At 38.5% G+C, this 23,187-nt stretch carries 23 protein-coding genes; 9 read left to right on the top strand and 14 right to left on the bottom strand.

Features of this window, described 5'->3' with window-relative positions; genetic code table 11:
- The first annotated feature begins 33 nt into the window (after positions 1 to 33).
- From trpS to ACO6S2_RS09635, 5 genes are all read left to right on the top strand, one after another.
- Positions 34 to 1,002 carry a tryptophan--tRNA ligase gene (gene trpS, locus ACO6S2_RS09655; RefSeq protein ID WP_422362293.1) on the top strand — a complete coding sequence of 323 codons (969 nt, stop codon included), beginning with the start codon at positions 34 to 36 and terminating at the stop codon, positions 1,000 to 1,002.
- A gap of 5 nt (positions 1,003 to 1,007) precedes the next feature.
- The gene (locus ACO6S2_RS09650) at positions 1,008 to 2,738 is read left to right on the top strand and encodes a phospho-sugar mutase (protein ID WP_422362292.1); all 1,731 of its coding nucleotides are present in this window, start codon (positions 1,008 to 1,010) and stop codon (positions 2,736 to 2,738) included.
- A 241-nt stretch (positions 2,739 to 2,979) separates the two neighbouring features.
- Complete coding sequence (locus ACO6S2_RS09645; protein ID WP_422362291.1) at positions 2,980 to 3,954, top strand: calcium/sodium antiporter; 975 nt, start codon at positions 2,980 to 2,982, stop codon at positions 3,952 to 3,954.
- 137 nt (positions 3,955 to 4,091) lie between these two features.
- The gene (locus tag ACO6S2_RS09640) at positions 4,092 to 4,664 is read left to right on the top strand and encodes an RNA polymerase sigma factor (RefSeq protein ID WP_422362290.1); all 573 of its coding nucleotides are present in this window, start codon (positions 4,092 to 4,094) and stop codon (positions 4,662 to 4,664) included.
- Positions 4,661 to 5,566: a hypothetical protein gene (locus ACO6S2_RS09635; RefSeq protein WP_422362289.1), complete on the top strand. Its 906-nt coding sequence runs from the start codon at positions 4,661 to 4,663 to the stop codon at positions 5,564 to 5,566. The genes ACO6S2_RS09640 and ACO6S2_RS09635 overlap by 4 nt, the downstream gene beginning before the upstream one ends.
- Here the strand turns inward: ACO6S2_RS09635 and trmB are convergent, their stop codons facing one another.
- The 6 genes from trmB to ACO6S2_RS09605 all read right to left on the bottom strand — a co-directional run bounded on the left by trmB (position 5,567) and on the right by ACO6S2_RS09605 (position 10,790).
- A complete protein-coding gene (gene trmB / locus ACO6S2_RS09630; protein WP_422362288.1) occupies positions 5,567 to 6,229 on the bottom strand; it encodes a tRNA (guanosine(46)-N7)-methyltransferase TrmB in 663 nt (220 codons plus the stop codon).
- Complete coding sequence (locus tag ACO6S2_RS09625; RefSeq protein ID WP_422362287.1) at positions 6,230 to 7,459, bottom strand: bifunctional folylpolyglutamate synthase/dihydrofolate synthase; 1,230 nt, start codon at positions 7,457 to 7,459, stop codon at positions 6,230 to 6,232.
- Position 7,460: 1 nt separating this feature from the next.
- Positions 7,461 to 8,300, bottom strand: coding sequence for a hypothetical protein (locus ACO6S2_RS09620; RefSeq protein ID WP_422362286.1), 840 nt, complete (start codon positions 8,298 to 8,300; stop codon positions 7,461 to 7,463).
- A 2-nt stretch (positions 8,301 to 8,302) separates the two neighbouring features.
- Positions 8,303 to 8,692: an ExbD/TolR family protein gene (locus ACO6S2_RS09615; RefSeq protein ID WP_422362285.1), complete on the bottom strand. Its 390-nt coding sequence runs from the start codon at positions 8,690 to 8,692 to the stop codon at positions 8,303 to 8,305.
- Complete coding sequence (locus tag ACO6S2_RS09610) at positions 8,692 to 9,363, bottom strand: MotA/TolQ/ExbB proton channel family protein (RefSeq protein WP_422362441.1); 672 nt, start codon at positions 9,361 to 9,363, stop codon at positions 8,692 to 8,694. The genes ACO6S2_RS09615 and ACO6S2_RS09610 overlap by 1 nt, the downstream gene beginning before the upstream one ends.
- 95 nt (positions 9,364 to 9,458) lie before the next feature.
- The gene (locus tag ACO6S2_RS09605) at positions 9,459 to 10,790 is read right to left on the bottom strand and encodes an SPOR domain-containing protein (protein WP_422362284.1); all 1,332 of its coding nucleotides are present in this window, start codon (positions 10,788 to 10,790) and stop codon (positions 9,459 to 9,461) included.
- 157 nt (positions 10,791 to 10,947) lie between these two features.
- Here ACO6S2_RS09605 and ACO6S2_RS09600 point away from each other — a divergent pair, with 157 nt between their 5' ends.
- Entirely contained in the window at positions 10,948 to 11,388 is a 441-nt protein-coding gene (locus ACO6S2_RS09600; RefSeq protein WP_422362283.1) for a hypothetical protein, read from the top strand.
- Position 11,389: 1 nt separating this feature from the next.
- On the opposite strand, the gene ACO6S2_RS09595 is transcribed toward ACO6S2_RS09600, so the two are convergent.
- From ACO6S2_RS09595 to ACO6S2_RS09565, 7 genes are all read right to left on the bottom strand, one after another.
- Positions 11,390 to 12,238, bottom strand: coding sequence for a DUF4249 domain-containing protein (locus ACO6S2_RS09595; protein WP_422362282.1), 849 nt, complete (start codon positions 12,236 to 12,238; stop codon positions 11,390 to 11,392).
- Positions 12,235 to 14,919 carry a TonB-dependent receptor gene (locus ACO6S2_RS09590; RefSeq protein WP_422362281.1) on the bottom strand — a complete coding sequence of 895 codons (2,685 nt, stop codon included), beginning with the start codon at positions 14,917 to 14,919 and terminating at the stop codon, positions 12,235 to 12,237. Before ACO6S2_RS09590 ends, ACO6S2_RS09595 begins: the two co-directional genes overlap by 4 nt.
- Positions 14,920 to 15,018: 99 nt before the next feature.
- Complete coding sequence (locus tag ACO6S2_RS09585; RefSeq protein WP_422362280.1) at positions 15,019 to 15,972, bottom strand: FecR family protein; 954 nt, start codon at positions 15,970 to 15,972, stop codon at positions 15,019 to 15,021.
- Positions 15,973 to 16,027: 55 nt separating this feature from the next.
- On the bottom strand, positions 16,028 to 16,609 hold the full coding sequence (locus tag ACO6S2_RS09580; protein ID WP_422362279.1) for an RNA polymerase sigma-70 factor: 582 nt from the start codon (positions 16,607 to 16,609) through the stop codon (positions 16,028 to 16,030).
- A gap of 63 nt (positions 16,610 to 16,672) precedes the next feature.
- Positions 16,673 to 17,764 (bottom strand): serine hydrolase domain-containing protein, encoded by a 1,092-nt coding sequence (locus tag ACO6S2_RS09575; RefSeq protein ID WP_422362278.1) that lies wholly within the window; start codon positions 17,762 to 17,764, stop codon positions 16,673 to 16,675.
- A complete protein-coding gene (locus ACO6S2_RS09570; RefSeq protein WP_422362277.1) occupies positions 17,764 to 18,366 on the bottom strand; it encodes a hypothetical protein in 603 nt (200 codons plus the stop codon). The genes ACO6S2_RS09575 and ACO6S2_RS09570 overlap by 1 nt, the downstream gene beginning before the upstream one ends.
- Positions 18,367 to 18,494: 128 nt before the next feature.
- Positions 18,495 to 20,327, bottom strand: a complete 1,833-nt coding sequence (locus ACO6S2_RS09565) for a DUF885 domain-containing protein (RefSeq protein ID WP_422362276.1) — start codon at positions 20,325 to 20,327, stop codon at positions 18,495 to 18,497.
- A gap of 310 nt (positions 20,328 to 20,637) precedes the next feature.
- On the opposite strand from ACO6S2_RS09565, the gene ACO6S2_RS09560 reads away from it, so the two are divergent.
- From ACO6S2_RS09560 to ACO6S2_RS09550, 3 genes are read left to right on the top strand one after another with little or no spacing between them, the layout of a single operon-like run.
- Positions 20,638 to 21,024 carry a hypothetical protein gene (locus tag ACO6S2_RS09560; protein WP_422362275.1) on the top strand — a complete coding sequence of 129 codons (387 nt, stop codon included), beginning with the start codon at positions 20,638 to 20,640 and terminating at the stop codon, positions 21,022 to 21,024.
- Positions 21,011 to 21,706, top strand: a complete 696-nt coding sequence (locus tag ACO6S2_RS09555) for a hypothetical protein (RefSeq protein ID WP_422362274.1) — start codon at positions 21,011 to 21,013, stop codon at positions 21,704 to 21,706. Before ACO6S2_RS09560 ends, ACO6S2_RS09555 begins: the two co-directional genes overlap by 14 nt.
- A gap of 16 nt (positions 21,707 to 21,722) precedes the next feature.
- Positions 21,723 to 22,484 (top strand): hypothetical protein, encoded by a 762-nt coding sequence (locus ACO6S2_RS09550; protein ID WP_422362273.1) that lies wholly within the window; start codon positions 21,723 to 21,725, stop codon positions 22,482 to 22,484.
- Positions 22,485 to 22,578: 94 nt separating this feature from the next.
- Here ACO6S2_RS09550 and ACO6S2_RS09545 read toward each other — a convergent pair whose 3' ends face one another.
- Complete coding sequence (locus ACO6S2_RS09545; RefSeq protein WP_422362272.1) at positions 22,579 to 23,115, bottom strand: hypothetical protein; 537 nt, start codon at positions 23,113 to 23,115, stop codon at positions 22,579 to 22,581.
- Positions 23,116 to 23,187 lie beyond the last annotated feature (72 nt).

Here is a 23,187-nt window from a genome sequence, read left to right as displayed (position 1 = left end):
AAATAATTTTATTAATTTGCGCAAAAATTAACTATGGCAAGAGTATTAACAGGAATTCAGAGTTCGGGAAGGCCACATCTAGGCAATCTACTTGGGGCTATTATGCCAGCCATCGGACTGACTGAAAAAGAGGGACAGGAATCACTACTTTTCATTGCAGATTTGCATTCGTTTACCACCATCAAAGACCCTGCAATAAGACAAGAAAATACAAAATCTATTGCTGCTGCTTGGCTAGCTTGTGGGTTGGACACCTCCAAATCCATTTTTTACAGACAGTCGAAAATCCCGGAGGTTTGTGAGTTGACCTGGTTTCTCAATTGTGTGACCCCCTACCCCATGCTGGCTAATGCTCATTCCTTTAAGGATAAAGCCGGACGTCTGTCGGATGTAAATGCAGGACTTTTCGACTATCCTGTATTGATGGCAGCAGATATACTTATGTATGATGCTGAAATTGTACCTGTTGGCAAAGATCAAAGGCAACACATTGAAATGACTCGCGATATTGCTAAAGCGTTCAACAATCAATTTGGTGAGGTATTCGTGATTCCTGAGGCCAAAATTGACGATGAAGTCATGACAATCCCAGGAACAGATGGTCAGAAGATGAGTAAATCCTATGGAAACATCATCGACGTCTTCATGCCGGAGAAAAAACTTAAGAAAAATGTGATGTCTATCCTCACAGATAGCACACCAATGGAAGAACCCAAAAACCCTGACACATGTAATGTGTATAACATCTTCAAAACCATAGCCTCTGAAGAACAAAAGAATGAAATGAGAAAGAATTACGAAGGAGGAAACTATGGCTATGGACATGCAAAAACAGCATTGTTTGAATTGATGCTTGATAAATTTTCTGAGGAGAGAAATCAATTTGATCATTTCATGAACAATGAGCAAGCTATTGAACAACATTTGCAAGAAGGAGAAGAAAAAGCAAGAGCCATAGCACGAGATGTACTAGGCAGAGTAAAAAACACTATTGGATTTTAAGAAGCATGGAAGAAAATATCAAGGCCACTATTGACACTTGGCTTAACAGTAATATTGATGAGGCCGACAAAACCGCATTAAAAGAATTAGTCGCCAGTGAAAACGAAACAGAACTTGTTGATTCTTTTTATAAAGATTTGGAATTCGGAACTGGAGGCCTGAGAGGCATCATGGGTCTGGGCAGTAACCGAATGAACAAATACACTGTAGGTAGTGCCACACAGGGTCTCGCTAATTACATCAACCTACAGTTTCCAAGTGAAGAAGCTTCATTAGCCATCGCTCATGACAGTAGAAATAATAGCGATTATTTTGCTCAAATTGTAGCAGATATCCTATCAGCTAATGGAATCAAGGTTTATCTATTTGATGAGCTTAGACCTACTCCTGAGCTTTCTTTTGCCATTAGAGAATTGGGCTGTAAAAGCGGTATTGTAGTAACTGCTTCTCACAATCCTAAAGAATACAATGGCTATAAGGTGTATTGGGAAGACGGTGCGCAAATCATCGCACCCCATGACACCAAAATCATAGAGGAAGTAAGAAAAATCACCAGCTTTGATCAAATCAAATTTGGGGCTAACAAAGATTTAATTCAACCTATTGGCAAGGACATTGACGACCGCTATCTGGCTGAAATGTCAAAATTGAGTCTATCACCAGACGCCATAAAAAATCAATCAGATCTATCTATTGTTTTCTCTCCTATCCATGGCACTGGCATCACATTGGTTCCAAAAGCGCTTGAACAATTTGGTTTCACTAATGTTACAGTTATCGAAGAACAAGCTACCCCAGATGGGAATTTCCCAACAGTAGTCTACCCAAACCCTGAAGAAAAAGAAGCACTTACGCTAGCACTAGACAAAGCCAAGCAGGTAAATGCAGAGTTAGTGATGGCTACAGATCCTGATGCAGACCGTGTGGGTATTGCCATCAGAACAGAGACTGGAGATTTTGAATTATTAAATGGAAATCAAACCGGCGCCCTTCTCATCTACTATCTATGCCTAAAATGGAAAGAGAATGGCAAATTGGATGGCAATCAATATGTGGTGAAAACTGTAGTAACCACTGAACTCATCAAGGACATAGCCACTCATTTTGGAATAGAGAGTTTCGACACCCTGACTGGATTCAAGCATATTGCTGGACTTATAAAAGAACTTGAAGGAAAGAAAACCTTCATCGGAGGCGGTGAAGAAAGTTATGGTTATTTAATTGGTGATTTTGTTCGTGACAAAGATGCAATTGCTTCTTGCGCTATGATTGCCGAAATGGCTGCCTGGGCCAAAGACAATGGGAAATCTTTGGGTGATTTACTTGAAGAGATTTACTCTCAGTTTGGTATGTATCAGGAAGACTTAGTTTCTCTTACCAAAAAAGGGAAATCTGGTGCTGAAGAAATTCAGAGCATGATGCATCAATTTAGAAACAACACACCAAAATCCCTTGCGGGGTCTGAAATAGAATGGTTAATAGATTATCAAAATTCTACGGCCAAAAATCTATTGACAGGACAAGAGGATAGTATTCGATTTCCATCATCCAATGTTCTTCAGTTTATCACCAAAGATGGCTCGAAGATTTCTATGCGTCCATCAGGCACTGAGCCAAAAATTAAGTTCTATATGAGCGTAAGGTCAGAGTCTGATTCTGACAGAAGTTTCGAAGATGAAAAAAAAGGACTTCAAGATAAAATATCCAAAATTAAAGAAGAGCTTAATTTGATATAACCAACCAGCTCATTTTCTGATATTTATGATAAATATTCATTTTACTACCAGCTATTATTCATGAAAAAAAATGTTTTGAATATATTGCAGAGAAATAGTGAGTTTTAGGCCTGAAATACGGATATAAATAAGAATGTCAACTCTGCTCGGTTTATTCATCGAAAAATTGATTAAAATATTCTGAATATATTTATATTTCATTTCTAATAATTTTACCACCTGAACATAAATTAATTCAAATATGGTAGTGCCCTTTTTGCTCATCATTGTCGGTTTCGTTATGCTTATCAAGGGAGCCGATTTTTTAGTGAATGGAGCTTCCTCTCTTGCCAAAAGATATAATGTTTCGGACATTGCCATAGGCCTCACTGTAGTAGCCATGGGTACTTCTGCCCCAGAATTGGTGGTCAATATTATTTCCGGATCTTCAGGAGAAAATGACGATATCGTATTTGGAAACATCATTGGGTCCAACATATTTAATATGTTCCTGATACTCGGCATAGCTGCTGTGATTTATCCACTTACTGTTCAGAAAAATGCACTTTGGAAGGAAGTTCCTTATTCCTTACTTGCTACTATTGTTCTCTTCGTTTTAGTAAATGATTCACTCCTGTTTGGTGCAGAAGAGAATGCGCTGAGCTTGATAGATGGATTTATTCTACTAGGGATGTTTATTGCGTTTCTTGCTTATGTATTTCAAAACATGCGACGAACTGGTGACCTTGGCGGAGACATGGATGAAATTGAGATGTATGGCAGTTTGAAAACCACACTCATGATCATCTTTGGTATTGCTGGGTTGGCGATTGGTGGCCAGGTTATTGTCGACAATGCGATCATTGTAGCTGAATACTTCCAAATAAGTCAGAAGGTCATTGGCTTAACTATTTTAGCTGCAGGCACTTCACTACCCGAACTAGCTACCACCGCGGTGGCTGCTTTTCATAAGAAATCCGATTTGGCCGTAGGCAATATAGTAGGTTCCAATATTTTCAATTTACTGTTAGTATTAGGTGCTACTGCTACACTAAATGCTCCAATAGCATTTGATATTGACCTTAATCTGGATCTATACATTGTGATGATTGGAACATTTATGCTTTTCATTTTTATGTTCACCCTACAGAAGTACAAATTAGATAGAGCAGAAGGAGCACTTTATTTGGTAGGGTTTGCTGCTTACTGTGTCTTCCTTTACATGAATCGTCTTTAAAAGACACTCCCCATTTCATTTCATTCAGTGTTAACAGATCTTAACACCTTTTAACGACCTATTAACGGCCCGATGTTTGTATAAAGGATACTTTGCAATTGCATTTCGCAAAAGCAACCTTTATTAACAAACAAGCATTGAATAACAAAGGGTACATCTCAAACCACGATCAAATTTTGGACGACAGTCAATTGACAGACTTGTGTAAAGCCAAAGATGAATTGGCTCAGAAAGCATTGTATGACAAGTACGCCAATAAAATGATGCGTACATGTCTAAGATATTTGAATGATGAGATGGAAGCTGAAGACGCTATGATTGATGGGTTTATGAAAGTTTTTTCAAAAATAGACACCTTCGAATATCGCGGAAAAGGAAGCTTGGAAGGCTGGGTAAAAAGAATCATGGTCAACGAGTCCTTGATGCTACTCAGAAAAAGAAAAATGGACCAAGTAGAAATAGAAAGAGTCCATGACCTGTCGTCGAACAATGAAACTGTTGAATCTCAATTGATGGAGGAAACGATAGTAGATATCATTCAGCAATTACCCAATGGATACAGAACAGTATTCAATATGTACGTGATAGAAGGCTACTCCCATAGGGAAATCGGCGAAAGACTCAATATAAGTGAGAATACATCAAAATCTCAATTGAGCAAAGCCAGAGCCTCACTATCCAAATCGCTAACACAAATAGGTGCGCTATGAAAGTTAATGGAAATCACAAAAACGGTAAATCACTAGATTCTCAAAAATCAAAGACTGACCAGATAAGTCAAAAAGCAGTGGCCGTTGTAGATGAAGTGCCAGTAAGTCACTTCAACCCAGTAAAGACATGGGAAAAACTTTCTGAGAAGCTTGGCAAAATGGACAAGGGCTTAGTAACCTGGGGGTTAGCCATGGCTGCCTCTTTTTCTCTTCTGGTAGCCGCCAATATTAAGGTATTTGATTTGAATCCATTCAATTTGAATATTGAAGATTATACCATTTCAGAAATGCCCAAATCAAGCCCAGAGACTATCGTAAATAAACCAAAACCTACCATTCATATTTCTGGACTTAAGATGGCGAAACCAATCAAACAAGACACAGAGTTGAAAAAGCCTGTGATTACCTCTGAGGTTAACAAGAAACTACCAAAAACAGTAGTATTACTTGAGAAAAATGAACAAGAATCAATCGAGGTTTCTCGTTTGTCAAACCCATTTGTATCGGTATTTGGAAAGGCTAACTTTCAGTCAGGGAGTGTAGTTCCCGAGATAGGCGTTGACTTTAAAATAGCAGAAAATTATACAGCCAAACGTAGACAGATCTATAAGATTGGAATGTCCTCTCAGCTCAACTTCAAAACCAACGAGTCAGGAGATAAGCGTGTTTATCCACATACATTTGTGAACTTGGAATTCACCTCTCTCAACAAAAAAACAAATAAAGGTTGGACTTCTAGAGCCGGATATTTATTGAATCCCGATGGGCAATTATATCAAGATACGACCATCAAAGTTTCCCTATTTAGGAATATCAGCAAACATATCAAACTCGGACCTGAAGTGATCTTTACGAACAATATGAAACAGGCCTATCCAAGTATCTCTTTGATATTAGGGTAATCAAGCAAATTGAAATTTCATATACTTGATACTCTCTCCTTTATTGTAGAACAGTTCCTCATACTTGGTCTTTACTCCAAAATGCTCATCCATGTACTCTGAATTATACAGGTCATGTGTGTGAACTAGGTTCTTAACCTTCACTTGACCTTCTTTGAACAATTCTAAGGTATAGTCAAACAAAAAAGTATTGTCTGTTTTGAATTTTACCCACCCATCTTTTTTCAATAGAGTTTTATAAACCTCGAGATGCCTGGGGGCGGTCAGGCGTTTTTTTTCATCCTTATCTTTCGGCCTGGGGTCAGGAAATGTCACCCAAATCTCATCAATTTCATTTTCTCCAAAGTGCTTATCCAATAACTCGATCTGAGTCCTCAGGAAAGCTACATTTTCAAGGTTGTTCTTGATAGCATAGGAACTACCTACCCATATTCTCGACCCTTTAATATCTACACCAACAAAATTGCTATCAGGCATTTTCTCGCCGAGACCTACCGTATACTCACCTCTCCCACAACCCAGCTCAACTACCAGATTCTGCTCGTTTTTAAAATGTTCTTCTCTCCATTTACCTATTAGATGTCCAAAATTTGGTTTGCCATCTTGCACGACATTGTATCGTTCAGCATTGTCCTGAAAACGTTCTAACTTCTTTCTTCCCACTTATAAATCTTTTATTTCCGCAACCACGAAGGTGCTTCCCCCTATGAAAATTAAATCCCCTGCTCCAGCTCTGTCAAGTGCAGTAGAATAAGCATGATTCACCGAACCGTAAGACTTTCCTTTCAACCCAAATCGCCCAGCTTCTGCGAATAAACGATCAGCAGGCATTGCCCTAGGGACTTCAGCAGCGCAAAAGTAATACTCACATTCCTTAATCAATAGAGGAAATATCTTTTCCGACGATTTATCCGCAGCCACTCCCCAAACAATATGGAGTTTATTATAGTCAATCCTCTTTATTTGATCCATTAGCCATACTACGGCCTCCTCATTATGCCCTACATCACAAATGACCAACGGTTCTTTTCGTATCATTTGCCACCTGCCCTTCAGGCCGGTTTGTGCTACCACATGTCCTATTCCATGAATGAGCTGTTCTTCACTAATAGTCACATCTTGATTACGCAATTCATCAACAGACTTTCTAACGGTATTCAAATTCAGTCTGACCACTTCTGAAGAAAGATCTGATTCATAGACAGTATCCTGAATAGAGTCATAAGGCACTGACAGCTTTGCTTTTTTCTCATCGGCACACCTTCGGATTTCTCTCAAAGCCTCGTTAGGCAATGCTCCAACAATCACAGGAACACCTGCCTTGATAATTCCAGCTTTTTCTCGAGCAATCTCCGCTAATGTATTGCCCAGCATATCTTGATGGTCGAGGCTAATTGAAGTAATTACCGATACCTCCGGGGTAATTATATTGGTTGAATCCAGTCTCCCTCCCAACCCTGTCTCGATAACAGCAAAATCAACTTTTTCTTGAGCAAAGTATTCAAATGCCATCACCACTGTGATCTCAAAAAAAGAAGGAGAAATTTCCTCTATGAACTTCCTATTTCCATTTACAAAGTCCGAAACAAAAGATTCTCTTACCTCTTCACCATTCACCCTTATTCGCTCACGAAAAGAGCGTAAATGGGGTGAGGTATATAGCCCAACCTTGTAGCCTGCTGACTGTAGCACAGAAGCGATCATATGAGAGGTAGACCCCTTGCCATTTGTTCCTGCCACGTGAATACTCTTAAACTTTTCGTGAGGGTTGTCTAGTCGCTCTGACAACTGCAACGTATTCGTGAGGTCTTTTTTGAACGCTACTTTACCCACTCGTTGATACATGGGCAATTGAGTGTATAAGAAGTCCAGGACTTCTTGATAATTCATCATCTTAATTCGATTGGATAATAAATGTAATCTTTCCCTTAGAGGTGGCTGCAGCCGACCTGTTATCAGAAGTTTTGCTAAAAGTTAACTCCATCACAGCATCACGATATACTTTTTCGACGACAGGAGAAACTGTTTTTGCCAGGGTCTTAATTCCGATAATCTCACCTTCTTCATCGATTATAATTTGAAATACAATCATTCCATTTTCAGAAGAATTATCGTTCGGTTGCGGTTTAAAATCCCAATCCCAACCAGCAAGATCCAGGCTTGACCCTTTGTTGCCTGTTCCCGATCCATCATCCACTTTCTTAAAAATGGCTCGATCATCTATTTTAGGTTCCTCCACCTTTTTTTTCTCCTCTTCCTTTTTCTCTGTTTTTTCTGTTGTATCTACGGTCTGAGTATCACTTCCTGAATCGCTTTCCTTTACCTCTGGGGTCTTAACTTCTTCAGTAGCAGTTGTCTCCTCTACCACATCAGGACTATTAACATCCTCTGTCGTAGACTCCAAAACTTCCGCCTCAGCTTCGGCTAGCTTAGTATCATCTCCTTCTGTCTCTTCAGCTGCAGTTTGTTCAGACTGTTCTGTTGCATCGGCATCTTCATTACTTTCTTCTGACACCTCTTCTATTTCATCAATCACCTCTTCTTGCACTGATTCTTCACTCTGATTTTCACTAACAATACTGTTTCCAAGGTTGAATTCAATCCCATATTCTGGAATTGGAGGATCAGGCTCAGTCCACGCCAACAAAACAAAAAAGATCACAAAAAGTATGGCATGAACCCCTAAAGACACATAAATACTAATGTTTCTATTTCTCTTTTCTTGGTTATCCAAAATCAATCAGGTTTTGTAGCCAGAGATATTTTTGCTTCTAGTTTGGTAGCAATACTTGCCACATTCACCAAATGCTCTACAGGTACTGACTTATCACAATGTAAAACCACAACACCTTCCTTGTCCTTCAATTCTGTTTGAAGGGCATGTTCCAATCGGCTTAAAGAAACCTTATTATCATTAACGAAGTATTGCAGATCAGGAGTAATAGTTACGCTGATCTTTTGCATCACAATGTTAGAACTCTTACTGGTTGGAAGGTTAACGGGTAAACCAGATGGTGTAATAAAAGAAGACGTCAACATGAAAAAAATCAACAACAGAAAGATAACATCCGTCATTGACGACATAGAAAAAGAAGTCTCAATTTTATGTTTTGATCCTAAGTTCATTATTTCTGTGGCTCTTGTAATAGATCAATAAAATCAATGGAAGTATACTCCATTCCATGTATCAACTTACCTACTCTTGTAACGAGATAATTGTAAGCTAAGTATGTCAAAATACCCACAAACAAACCTGCTGCTGTTGTGATCATCGCTTCATAAATACCGCTAGAAAGTAGTTTGGGACTAACCGCTCCTTCTTCCTGAGCAATGGAAATAAACGCTTGTATCATACCTGTTACTGTTCCTAAAAAACCAATCATAGGTGCCGCACCAGATATGGTAGCCAATAAGCTCAAGTTCTTTTCCAGCTTATAGATTTCTATCTTACCTACATTCTCAATTGATGCTTCTATACTCTTTAAGGGACTTCCTATTCTGGCTATTCCCTTTTCAATCATTCTTGCAATTGGTGTGGCAGTAGAACGACATAGGGTAAGTGCCTCTGAAATATTTCCATCTAAAACCATTTGCTTGATACTAGACATAAAAGCGTCGGGAGTCTTAGCTGCGTCTTTTATTGTTAGCAAACGCTCGACAAAAACATATATACCCACCAAAGACAACAATAAAATGGGTACCATCATATAACCGCCCTTCAATAATAGGTCTAGCACAGAGACCTGTTCAATAACTTCTTCTACTGGTACCTCTTGAGGCAAAGAAGTCAAAATCATATTTAGTATTTGCATAATTCCCTTTAAACAAAAAAAAGGCCAAAATGACCTTTTTATATTTTTAACACGATTTTAATTCAATATCGTTTTTCAAATTAATACTGTAAAGCCCAAACTTCGTCTCCGTACTGTCCTTTGAATCCACTCAACTGGCTAGCAGCGTCTCCATAACTAGAGAAGTCTGCAATCGAAACTCGATATCTTTTAGACTTGCCATATGGATGAATGATCTTAACACCATTGCCCTCACCGCTTAATTTAGAAGCGTAGTCCATAGCCAAATCCTCATCAATAAAACTACCAATAATTACATAAGACCTTGAGCTACGTTCGGTTACTCTAACAATTTCGCCTGGCTGAGCAGTTGCTGCTTGAGGCTTAGGCTTAGCAGCTGCTGGCTTGGGCTTAGTCTCTGCAGGCTTAGGCTTAGTTTCTGCAGGTTTAGTAGTAGAAGCTTCAGTTTCTGCCGGCTTAGTGGCAGGCTTTTTCGCTGGTCTCTTCACACGCTTTTTAGGAACCTCCTTCTTAGCCACTTCTTTTGGTCCATCATCCAATGAGAAATAATAGAATGCTCCCCCTATGATAGATATTATCAATACACCAATTATAATAACCTTAGCAAATCCTCCTGAGGATTCCTCATAAGAGTATGGCTTATAATTTGGAGGAAGAGAAGGTGTATCAGCCTCTTCAAATTCCGGTTTTTCATCCTCAAAAGACATACTGTCTGTAGCAAAAATAGAACCCTCTTCCTCTGCAGAATCAGCTGCAAAAAGTGATGACCCCGCACTATCTGCACTAAAATCATCATCTGAAGATGTTTCTGCTGCTGGCTCCTCGCTACTTTCAGATGAATCCTCCTCATCCAAAATACCCAGTGCAGCCAGTTGATCAGGGCTATCAATATTGGCTAGCAAATCATCTGAATCCTGCGAGTCATCGGCTGCTAAATCCAGTCCCATATCTTCAATAGAAGAGGCCTCTTCCTTTGGGGCTTCTGCGCTATCGTCTCCACCCATAAGGTCATCATAATTGATATCAGCGCTAAAATCCGGAGATAACGGGTCTTCCTCATCATCACCGAGGCGATCAGAGATCAACTGTGCGCTATCAAGAACATCCTCTACTTCTTCAATTCCTTCATCTAACACAGAACCTTCAGGTGGATCTAAATCCCCAGGTTGCAGTCCAGAAGAATCTTCAGATGATTCCGGAACGTCAATATCGTCAAGGACACTCATGTCAATCCCCTCAGGTTCCGGAAGTGTGGTTTCTTCACTTTCGGTCTCCTCCTCAGCAGAGTCATCCAAATTAAAATCTAATTCTTGTAGTTCATCAAACTCCAAATCTGGTAAACCAAAATCCTCGTCTGACTGATTTGATTTGTTTTCTTCTTCCGAACCTTCGTTGAGTTTATCGTCGGCCATATCTAAGCAATTACCTTATTATTAATATAAACTTATTAAATCACACCTTAAATGTATAGAATTATTTTGAAATAACAACTTTATGGTGTCCTTTGTATTTTCCTATAAAATTATCAATAAATCATTCAAAATATTACTTTAATCCAATATATCTGACATGAAAATCATAACAAAATCAAATTCTATCAGCCGCATTACACTGCTTATTTGGAGTAAACAAAAATTGGTTTCAAATATTCGGAATGGCGAGATAATTGGATGGTTTCTATTGATCTCAATCACTCTAGCTTGCCAAACTAAGTCTGTTTCATTTGATTCCTTTGATTCTTCACTGTGGATTGCTGAGACACAAACCTGTACTGGCTACCGAAATGACGTGATAAACAGAATGGAAGCCGAATTTGACCAATTTATTGGCATGAGTGAAACAGAATTAATCGAGTATTTGGGTAACCCAGACAAAACATTACTTTACACCAGAGGTCAGAAATTTTTCAGCTACAAACTTGATTGCCAAAATCAGACAACCAGCACACGTCAGCTAAGAGTCAGGTTCAGCGCCCTAGACTATGTCAATGAGGTGTTAGTGTTGGATTAACTCAATTATCCACGTTAACATTCAAAACTTCCGAGGCCCCAAAATACCCAAGAACAAGTTCATTCGGATCATTAACATTAATCATATTGCCCTCAACAATTCCGGGCAATACCCTAGGACTTAGCGTTGAATTACTCACTTGTTCCTTGATGTTTTTGTAATAATCGAATGCCTCTTTCGATAAAGACATGTGTTGAAAATGGGCATCGTCAGCTTGAGTAAAAAGTACATTTCCAGCATCAAATTTAAATTTATTACCATTGGTGAATTGATCATCGAACAGCACAAGTTCCTCGGGACTATTTCGCAATTGATCATTGACATAAACCTTCCATCTGTAAAAATTAGACGTAGTAGAATCGTCATTAATAAAGGCAGAGATGAAGAAGTTTTCATCCTCAGGATCAATTTCAAAATCAGCCGGGTCAGCTATGAAGTTAACAAAAGCATCCTCTGCTACACTCAATTCAGGCATTTCCTCAGGGCTCGAAGTATATATGTTTTGATTATGTAAAACTGTTAACTGATAAACTGATCCAGGAGACCCTACAAAATTTGTGGGGTCAGACTGATACTTACCTGTACCTGGTATCTCCACAAAGTCGTACCTATCCCCTTCTTGGTCAGTCACAAAAACTTCTGCCCCGGACACGGCTGGATAGCCCGTTTGGTCTGAGTATCCATTGCTTATCGACAACTTAATTTCATAAGGAACTATCTCATTTGTAATCCAGCCGAAAACCACCAAATGAGACTCTCCTGTATCCAGATCTAAATCAATTTCATCAATACAGGAGGAATAGATAAAAACTATAAGGAATATGGCGATATAACTACTTATTCTTTTCAAAACCTGAAATTGTATGTTACCGATGGAATCATTGTACCCAACACTGATAATTTCTCAACTACGGATACGCCTTTCTGATTTGCGCTTTCACGGAAGTAATAGGCTTGAGCATTTCTTCTTGCATATACATTGTAAATTGAAAACACCCAACTGCTTTCGGCTCTGCGCTCTTTGCCGTTCTTTCTGATTTTTTTCAAATTGAGAGTGGCTGCGATATCTAGTCTATGATAGTCTGACAGCCTATCCAAATTTCGAGTGGGGTGATGAGGGACTTGCAATCCATCTACTTCATATTTTGATGTCGGAAATGAAAAAGGTTTTCCCGTATAATACACAAAGCTTGAAGACAAGGATAAATGAGGGGTCAACTGGTAAATACCTGTAATTGCCACGTCATGGGTTCTATCATAATTAGTTGGGAAAAACTGACCATTGTTAATTCGTTCAGCTTTGAGCTCTCCATCCACCTGACGTTCTGATCTAGACAAAGTATACCCCAGCCATCCTGTTAACTTACCAAACTTCTTTTTAAGAAAAACTTCCATTCCAAAAGCTCGCTCTTTCCCATTGAGAATTTCTGTTTCAATGGACTCATTAAAAAGTAGGTCAGCACCATTTTTATAGTCCACCACATTTTGGATTTTTCTGTAGTAAAATTCCAAAGATATGTCCATATCAAACCGTTTAACATACTGGTATAGCCCAACGGTGGTTTGATGCATAGTTGATGGCAGAAGATACTTTCCACTTATTTGCCAGAGATCCGAAGATGCAGGTGACAAAGTATTCGATAGTAGGTGCATATATTGAACTGATGCAAAATGTCCGACCTTCAGTGCCATATTTGGATTGAGTTGGTACTTCAAGGATAACCTAGGTAGAAAGTTATGATAGAATGTTTTCGCCTCTTTATCTCCTGCAGAAATTGTGTCTGTACGAGATTCAAGTGACTTTTCTTCTCCTTCCTCATAAAGATACAAGTCTGACTTCCCAGTATTGTAAAACCCAGAATATCTGGCACCGATAGAAACTGAAATATCACCCAAATGTCTTTCATTAGAGAGATAAATAGAAGGTTCTAAACCCAGCTCGTTATTGAGTTTGACAAAATTCTCGGAGGATCCCACCCTTGGAACTCTTTCACCTGGATTCATTATATGAGCAACTACCTCTCCTCCATACTCGAATATGTTTTTAGGATTGTAGTATGAAGTCATATCAAATTTAACGGCCAAATCAGATACTCTGGAAGTCCCAACAAAACCGTCTGACTCACTTTCCTCAATTACTCTATATTCATATTGACTGAAATACGAAGTCACATTCATAAAGTGCTTTGCTCTATGAATCTTGTTCCATCTAACCGACAACACTCTATTACCCCATTTTTGCAAGGCATCAATTCCAAACTGGTTTGCATCGGCACCAAAATAACCTGAGAAGTATATTTTATTTTTATTGTTCAGATTGAACTTAACCTTAGTATTAATGTCCTGAAAACTCACTCGACTATTGGCCAAAGTCGGACTTTTGGTATTGCGCAAAATCAAATCCCAGAACGTACTTCTTGCAGACAGAAGATAGTTGGTATTTCCATCCAAAATAGGCCCCTCAAACATAATTCTACTGGTAATTAACCCTAGCCCTCCTGAAAGATGAAATTCTTTTTCGTTCCCTTCTCTCTGTCTGACGTGCATCACTGATGAGGTCCTACCTCCATATTTGGCTGGCAAATCACCCTTCAATATTTCTACATCTTTTACTGCATCAGGATTAAATACAGATACTAGACCAAAAAAGTGATTCGAATTGTAAATTACCGCCTCGTCCAGCATGATAAGATTAGCATCTGAAGCACTTCCTCTGACATTGACTCCAGAAACACCTTCTCCAACGTTAGATATACCAGGTAGCAGCATCGAACTTTGAAAGACGTCTACTTCGGCAATATGGGGAATCTGACCAGCCATATCCATATCCAGTTTATTTGAACTAAGCAGAACGTTTTGAGCCTTAATATCAAATAACTCTTGTTCCTCAATTACCACATTGTCCAACTGAACAGAATTTTCGATTAGTTGAAAATTGAATTGAAAATCCTTATTCAACTCAATAGCATGGCTTACCTGATGATAACCAATAAAAGACACAATCAAATCATACTCTCCCTTGGGCAGGGTAAAGGCATAAAACCCATAACCATTAGTTGCCAAGCCGGTCTCTATACTTTTGATATAAACCGTAGCGCCTATCAAGGCCTCACCAGAAGCAGCATCTTCAACCAATCCGCTTATTGAGTACTTGTATTCGTTTTCTGGACGATCATAGTATCTGATCATCAACTGACCGTTCAAATAAGCAAAGTCCAAGTTTTCGTTGTGGCAAATTCTAGACAATATGTCTTTTACATCCGTCTCCCTTGTTTTCCCAAACTCAACCTCTTTTTTCAGCGGAATGATATTGTCATGATAGGCCACATTGACACCTTGTTGAGGAAGCAGTGTTTCTAATATATCCTTGGTTTTATACTTCTTCTTATACAGGATCACCTTCCTATCCAGGATACTTTCTTGCGCATACAACTCTGACGTACATATCAGAAGGGTCAGCAAGGCACAAATAAACTTTCTAACAACGACTTGATCCAAACTATCTAACTCGACAAATGCAATTTTGGTCAAATTTAGCCATTGCAATCAAATGGATGAATTAGATCACACAAAAAAACCCGCATCGATATTATCGCTACGGGTTAGTCCATTGTACTTCGAGTATCCTTGTTAGCAGCCTGGGCCTGTCAATTTGATTGTTTTGCCTTTTCTCTCATTTTTAATGTTGGCGATAGCTTCCAGTGTGCTAAGTATTTCATCTAAATCTTTGTCTTCAAACGAAGATGTAATCAAACAGTTTTTTATAGCGTCATCCACCTTTATTTTCACTTCAAAATGATCACCAAGCGTTTTAACCACTTGGGATAGTGGAGAACTTTTAAATACAAAGTCTTTTGTCATCCAAGAGGATGCATTGTCATTAAAGGAATCATTCTTTGCCAGTCTTTTTCCACTGAAAGTCGCTTGGTTACCTTTTTCAAGGATAACTTTCACCTCTTCATCTTTAGAAGAACCAAAAGCTACACGCCCGCTGGTTACGTTCACATTCGCATAATTCGCTTTAGATACCAAATCAAACGAAGTACCTAATACCTCTACAGTGGCTTTTTTACCTATAATTCTAAAAGGTCTTTCTGCATCTCTGGCAACATCAAAATAGGCTTGTCCATCCAAACTAACCACCCGTTCTTCTTCATTCATTTTTTCAGAATAGCTGAAGGTCGAGTTTTCATTTAGCCAAACAATAGATCCATCCGCCAATTCTAGTTTTTTGACCTCATCTTCAGCCGTTTTCGCCACCAATTGATCGGTCTGATTTTGATATTGAAAAACAATGAATCCCAAACCCATAATCAAGGTCACTGCAGCCGCAACTCTATACAAAATGGCTTGTCCTGATGATTTTGATTCCTGAATAGCATTTGCCACAGATTCCCAGGCACGATCTACGTTGGGATTAAATTTTGAAAAGCTGATTTCTGATGAGAGATAAATCTTCTCAATCTCATCGAAAGCCCTTTGGTTCGCATCAGACAAAGCTACCCATTGCTCTACCTGTTGTCGCTCTTTTGTATTGAGCTCACCCTTTAAATAGGCCAGTACTTTAAATTCCAATTCTTGCATTTTAGTCGTCGTTCAATGGTATGTCAAGCAAACCATTTCAATCCCCCATAAAATTTCAAAAAATATTCATCAAAAGCAGTAACATTATTTTATCCCAAATTGGATTGAGGTTCTCTCTTAATTTTTTCAGTGCCAAACCAATCTGGTTTTCGACAGTTTTCACCGAAATATCAAGCTCTTCAGCTATTTCCTTATAGGTCATTCCAGCATTTCTGCTAAGATTAAAAATGATTCTGCACTTGTTCGGCAAAGACTCAATAGCACTATGTACATATTCTTTCAATTCGTCCATGATCATCTCCTGCTCACGGCTGTCTTCCTCCATAAAGCCAACGCCCTCAAGGTCTACCTTCTTTTGCTCTTTGGGCAATTGCAGTTTCAAGTAATTAAAAGATCTATTTCTAATGGCTGTAAACAGATAAGATTTGATAGAAGTAGTAATAGTCAGACTTGCTCTTCGTTCCCATATATTGATAAAAACTTCCTGGACCACCTCCTCGGCTATCTGTTCGTCTCTGACATACTTCATGCAAAATTTGCAAAGGTCAGCATAGTAAGTCCTGAAAATTTGTTCAAAAGCATCCCTATCATGATTAGATAGGCGTCGGATCAGTTCGTCTTCGTCAGAAATATGCACTTGTATCGTTTAGGTAATTGCGGCAAATGTACAAGAATTAGAAATTCATGCAAACACAACAATCTATTGAATGGCTCTCAGGATATAATCTCTGAAAATCAATGGAGAAGGCAAATCAAAATCGGCTCGTTCATTTTTTCCAGTAATAGCCACAACCAATTCTAGATGAGGCACAACATACAATCGTTGTTCTCCTATGCCACCAGCAAAAAAGGTATCATTTATTTCTAAAAATGGAAGAAAACCACTGGTATCAGCATATCGCCACCACATCCATCCAAAATTGTTGAAATAATCTATATTGGTCTGAACATCCACAGAAGATTTCATGTAGCTGGCCGCTACTATCCTTTCACCAAACCAATCACCTTCATTCAGATATAGATACCCAAGTTTGGCCAAATCCAACGTTGATAGTGATACTCCCCAAGCCATGTTTGTATTCTCTCCCACCTGAGTTACACCAAAACTCCCGACATTGACAGACTCAAAAACCTCATTCAACATAAAACTTTGTATATCTCCTCCGTACTGAATTTCAATAACCTCAGCAATCAAGATTGGAATAGCACTATTGTAAGCGTATCTAGTACCCGGTAGCGCGTCTAACGGCTTAGTAATTAAAAACTCCGCCCAATCTTCACTTTCAATTATGCGGTCGATATCGCTAAGCTGACCATCAAAAACTCCGCTCAGTTCATTCCAGCTCAACCCACTTTTCATAGTCATCAAATGCTCGAATGTAATATTTTTCTTCAATGGAAAGTCTTCAAATTCCTCCGCAAAGGCCGGTAAATACTTGTAAATGGAATCATTCGCCGAATTAATCAAACCCATATCAATGGCCCTTCCTAGAGCCAAATTTGAAATAAAGCTACTTACCCCTCCCAACTCGAATTGAGTGCTACGATTATTTCCGTAATAATACTTTTCATAAACCAGATAGCCTGATTTTACGACTACAACTGATTCAATACCTTGACCCGGCTGAGCAGTAATTGCTGAATCCATTTCCAGTAATTTGGCCTCATCCATTTCTACCTCACTTGGCTGAAGTATAGGCCATACATTTTGATCTGAGGGGATAGATTCATCGTAATAGCAACCAGATGCTACCGTAACTACAGCTATCGCTATGATTAATGATCGGTTCATCAAAACTTTCCTACTTTAACTGCCAAACCAAAATAAACCCCATTAAAATCTTCATTCTCTAAACCTGTAATTTCTAATTGTTTCATCCACCGATACCCGACGAAGGCATTTAATGCCAGGAAATTCGCCAACAAATAGTCTACACTTATTTGCAATTGAAGTATGCTAAATTTATCAACTAAAAACGCATCCCCAGTTTCAACTTGAGCCCATTTCACTTCACCGAAGCCAACTTTTGATTCCACATTGAATTCATAGTCTTTTTCCAAGTTTGTTCTATAACCCAATACAAATCCGGCATGCTTATAATTCATCTGAAAAATATTCGGGAAAATCAGTCGCTCGCGATAATTATTATTGGTATAGGCGAGGTTGTAAAAGCCGACTTCTATATGATTCTTCAATATCACTGCAGCCTGAACCCCGAAGCTTTTAGTGTGATCTGGAGCTACAGTAGCATTTTCATAAACACCTCCAATATATCCCTTGATGCCTAATGGAGATTTTCGTTTCTCAATTTTCAAAGAATCTGATTGTGCAAAGGAACGCGTGGTAGTCCCAAGAACTATCATTAAAAAAAGAATTGATAAGCGTATTTTCATTTTGCAATTTATGACCTTACAACAACCAACCTTGATCAATTGCTTATTGAAAGATAAGGGAATTTAAAAGAAAAAAGGACTTGCCCTTCGACAAGTCCTTTCCACTTCTATTTTGAAATCAAATATCTCTATTTCGAGTTCTGAATCCAACGATCAATTTTCGCTTCTAACACCACCAATGGTAAGCTGCCTGAGCCTAACACCTGATTATGAAATGCTTTAATGTCGAATTGGTCACCTAATGCCTCTTCAGCACGATTTCTCAGTTCACGAATTTTTAATTGACCAATCTTGTAAGACAAGGCTTGGCCCGGTGCTACCATATAACGCTCGATCTCAGAAATGATAGAAGCCTCAGACTGAGCTTCGTTTTCTAGTGAATACTGAATGGCTTGCTCTCTACTCCAGCCCTTGGCATGCATGCCAGCATCTACTACGAGTCGGATTGCTCTGTGAATTTCCATGCTCAACATACCAAAGTACTGATAGGGATCGGTGTACAGGCCAAGCTCTTTACCCAGCGACTCGGTATAAAGTGCCCAACCCTCGACGTAAACTCCCATACCTTCGGTATGCAAGAAGCCTGGCAGGCTTTCATTCTCTTGCTGAAGTGACAACTGGTAATGATGTCCTGGGATGGCCTCATGCAAAAACAGAGCTTCATCTGAATATTTATTGTATTTCGTTACATCAGGAATAGGCACGTAGAAGATACCTGGACGAGAACCATCCTTAGAGCCAGCATTGTACTCCGCACTGGCAGAAGCTTCTCTAAAAGCTTGTGTCCTTCGCACCTCAAATGGGGACTTTGGCTTCATATCAAACAACTTGCTCAAATTTTCTTTCATGCGCTCATGAATAGCATTAAAGTTATCAATCACCTGCTGTGGCTCTGTAAATGGCATTTGTTCTTTGCTCGTGCGCACATGATTGAAGAAAGTTTTTAGGTCTCCTTCAAACCCAATTCCTTCTTTTACTTTTTCCATTTCAGCTTGGATTCGAGCTACCTCACGCTTACCCAACTCAAAAATCTCATCTGGAGTCATGTTTGTTGATGTATGGTATTTCACCAAATACTGATAGGTTTCCGGTCCATTTGGCAAAGCCCCTATACCGGCCGTTTCTGTACCCGCTTGAAAATACTCCTCATTTAGAAAAGTATCCAACGACTGATAGGCAGGAATCAATTCATTGGTTAACAAATCCCGAAAAGAAGCCTCAATTCTTTCTCGATCTTCAGTCGATATACTTTCTGGTATGTTCTTCACCGCCGCATAAAACACGTGATCTTCAATATTTGGGTTAGTAAATTGATCCATCTGCCCAATCACTTTCTTAATGATGGACTTAGGTAACACAATGCCTTTTGTCATGCCTTCTCTCATGTTGGCCTGAGCCGTTTCCAACCAGGAAATAAATGCTTTGATACGCTTATACCAGTTGTCATAATCTTCAGCAGAATCAAATGGCTGTGCCCCTCCCACATCGGCGAACGTGGTGAAATAGAGATGAAAAGCAAATATCTGATTGATCGGCAGGTAATTGATATTCGGCAAATCAAAAACCGGAGAAGCAACAGAGGCCATTGGGTTTTCTAACCCTTCCTTTTTGATTTTACAATCCCACTCCATCACCTGAATACTCATCCGATCAGCCTCTGATAACCTATCAGGGTCAACTGCGGCAATGGCCTTCAAAAAAGCATCATATTCAACAATCATATCCGCCTGCACCTTAGCATCTATGTAGTTGACCAGCTTATTATTGTAGCCTTCCAATCCTGCATTGGTACCTTCAATAGGGTTGATCCTCAGTTTGAACTGATGGTAGGCATCGAATAGACTATCTATAGATATCACTTCTGACTTGGTAGTTGATGCTGTTTCTTTGGTTTGACAGGCCGTTAGGAAAAGAAATCCTACAGCCGAGCACAATAAAACTGTATGCTTAAAAGCTTTCATTTGGGTTTGTGATTAATTGTGAAAAAGAAGATGTCAAGTTAATTAATCTGGTTGTAGTAACCATAACAAAACCAGCTCGAACGCATCTGAGGTTGATTTCATCTTCGTTCTTAAAAGCCATTGGCAATCAACCTATAAATATTTATTTTATAGGCTTGCCTCTAGTACTACGTGCAGGCCAAAATTGGTTTAGCAAACTATTCAACTGCTATTTTTCCATAGATTCAATGGTAATCGCATCAAATAATTAATTTAGCGATACTGGATCAGGATGACCCAATTTCTGCAACCACTGTTGATCTAAAAGAATATGAATAGAATTTTTAAAAATGCTAAGGTCGAATTAATAGGGTTATTTGCTTGGAGTTTGCTTGCATTCGCCGTAATTAATATATCAGTTCAACTTTTTCACAATATTCTTCCTGCAATATTAATTGCCAGTTTTGGCTGTTCTTTTTTAAATTCTTTTTTTCTATTAGCCTTTTATGAGTTTAAGCTTTCAATTAGGAAAATGTTGTTATTCATACTATTGTTTACTTCGTTAGTCCTCATTTTTCAGATGCTTTTTGATTCAATGATTCGTTTGAATAATTCGTTTGGAGGGTTGGCTGGATATGTTCTTATCGGAATTTCACTAATTGCATGGAATATGACCCTTGGATCAATTATTAGAGTAATCGCAAATGCTAAAAAATAATATCTATCTAATCGTAATAATCATATACGTTTTAGTTATTGGACTTGATGTAATAAAGCTGATTGGATTAATAAAAAAACCTCCAATAAACTTTGATATCAAAAAGTACTTCTACCGCATTCATCTTGTTGTTCTATTTTGTGGAGTGAGTCTAACTATTGTTATTACAGCATTTGAGGTAAACATTTTCAATTACTCGAAGCCTATTGAATACTCCCAACGTGAGGAAATAGGTCTGGAAGATTTTAATGGTTTTAAATTACCAGGTCAAACACTTCAAGGGGGGAGTGAATTTGCTTTTATTACCACTAACATTGAATACAAAAAAAGAGATAGTATGGTAACTATAAAAAGTTACTTTCATCCAGCCAGGTCTTATGTCTATATTGACAACCTTCAAAGCGAAAGTTTGTTAAGACATGAGTTATATCATTTTCATATTACTGAAGTCTGGGCCAGAGAGTTCCGAAAATTAATTTCGGAATTTCAAAGATCGCCTTCAACTAGCGAACTGAATAAGCTATATGAGAAAATTTTCAATCAAGAAAACATCATGCAAATGAAATATGACTATGATACCGATCATAGTTATCTATTAGGACAACAGCTTGAATGGGAGATTAGAATTGATAGCACTCTGAATACATTATCAGATTTTGAACATACTGAAATTCAATATTGATTAATACATTTGCAACATGAAGAAAATCACACCCATCTATAATTCCATAACACTGTTTATTGTTCTTGGAACTCTACTAAGTTGTTCAGGAACTGGATCGCGTTTCCCAATGGAAAAGAGATTTTGGACTCCTGAAGACTATGAAAATGTATTTCGAGAAATCCGTTTTAACACCCCTGAAGGCGAGAGGTTTCCTGAGCTTAAAAATCCAGAAACATCTACCATATTCAAAAAATTAGTTGATCGTGATAATTTCGAAGCTGTCCTTGGTGATGATCAATTGGGAATAAACCATCGCAACAACGTTGCAAGTGATTTTTTTAATGTTTTTCGTCAGTTTACCGAACTTTATTACAAAACTGATAGACAAGATAAATTTGTATATGGCAGGGAACTGATAGAAATATACAAATTTGGTCTTGACCTACAGATATATTACTTCAAAATAGGAAATGACAACATTCTCAAAGAAGCAGATGATCCAAGCTCTTCAAGTGTCAAAAATGTTATCGCTTCCAATGTAAAAACGGTTTACAAAAATTTCAACAATTACCTAGATTACACAAACAACGAGAGTGGTTTTAGTGAAGATGCAATAATTGCTTACTGTGAGGGATTAGATAATGCTTTCCCCAAGCTTTTTGAAACTTTTCCTTCAGGCAATCCAAACATTACTAAAAAGAAAGCAGAGTTGATGTATAAAAAGGCCCAAAATGATAAATTAAAAAACTCCCTTCAGAAATTACTTGATAACATTGCTGAATTGCAGTCGATATAGCAACTCCGTACTTAATTTTCATGAGCATTTAAAATGAACATTCTTTTATAAATCCGCGCCAACAACGGAACTAGAAATCACAAGTTGAATAATGCTATAACTTAGAGTAATACTCCTGTCTGGAAAATTTCTTCCAGGTTTTGCCCTGGTCGTTGGTGTATTCTACGAGCATTTCATGATGACAAGTCTTACTGGGGGTTACAGTGAGTCTGAATGAGATTTTTCCTGCATTCTCTGTAGCAAAGGCTTCATCAGAATCCAAATTACTCAGAATTAGTTTCTCTCCTTCAGCTCTTCCTGCATATACATCCATCGAACTAAATTCTTTATCCAATGCCACTAAACGTAGTCCCTTGGTCCTACCATCCACACCTAGCGTGCTTCGCATAGTCAAAGTGGCATTGGTCATATTCAGCACAAACATTTCATCAATATAAGTGCTATCAAATAGCATAGAGTAAGTCGATACTCCGGTGCCATCTGCTTGCCATTGCCCAATACTATCGGGAGTGAATACTTTGATATCATATTCACCCAGGAGATAATAAAATGGAGCTAATTTGTTATCAGATTTTTGTGCCTGAGAAACGAACCCTCCAAAAAAGAGAGCCATCACGATAAGGTATTTCATGTTTGAGTTTTATTGGTTAAAATCAATAAACAAATCTCTCATTCAAAACCCTAAAACACTTTTGTGAATCCT

The sequence above is a fragment of the Reichenbachiella sp. genome (genome assembly GCF_965233835.1).
Lineage (GTDB): Bacteria > Bacteroidota > Bacteroidia > Cytophagales > Cyclobacteriaceae > Reichenbachiella.
Note: the sequence above shows the minus strand (reverse complement) of the source record. Positions and strands in the feature narration are given on the sequence as shown.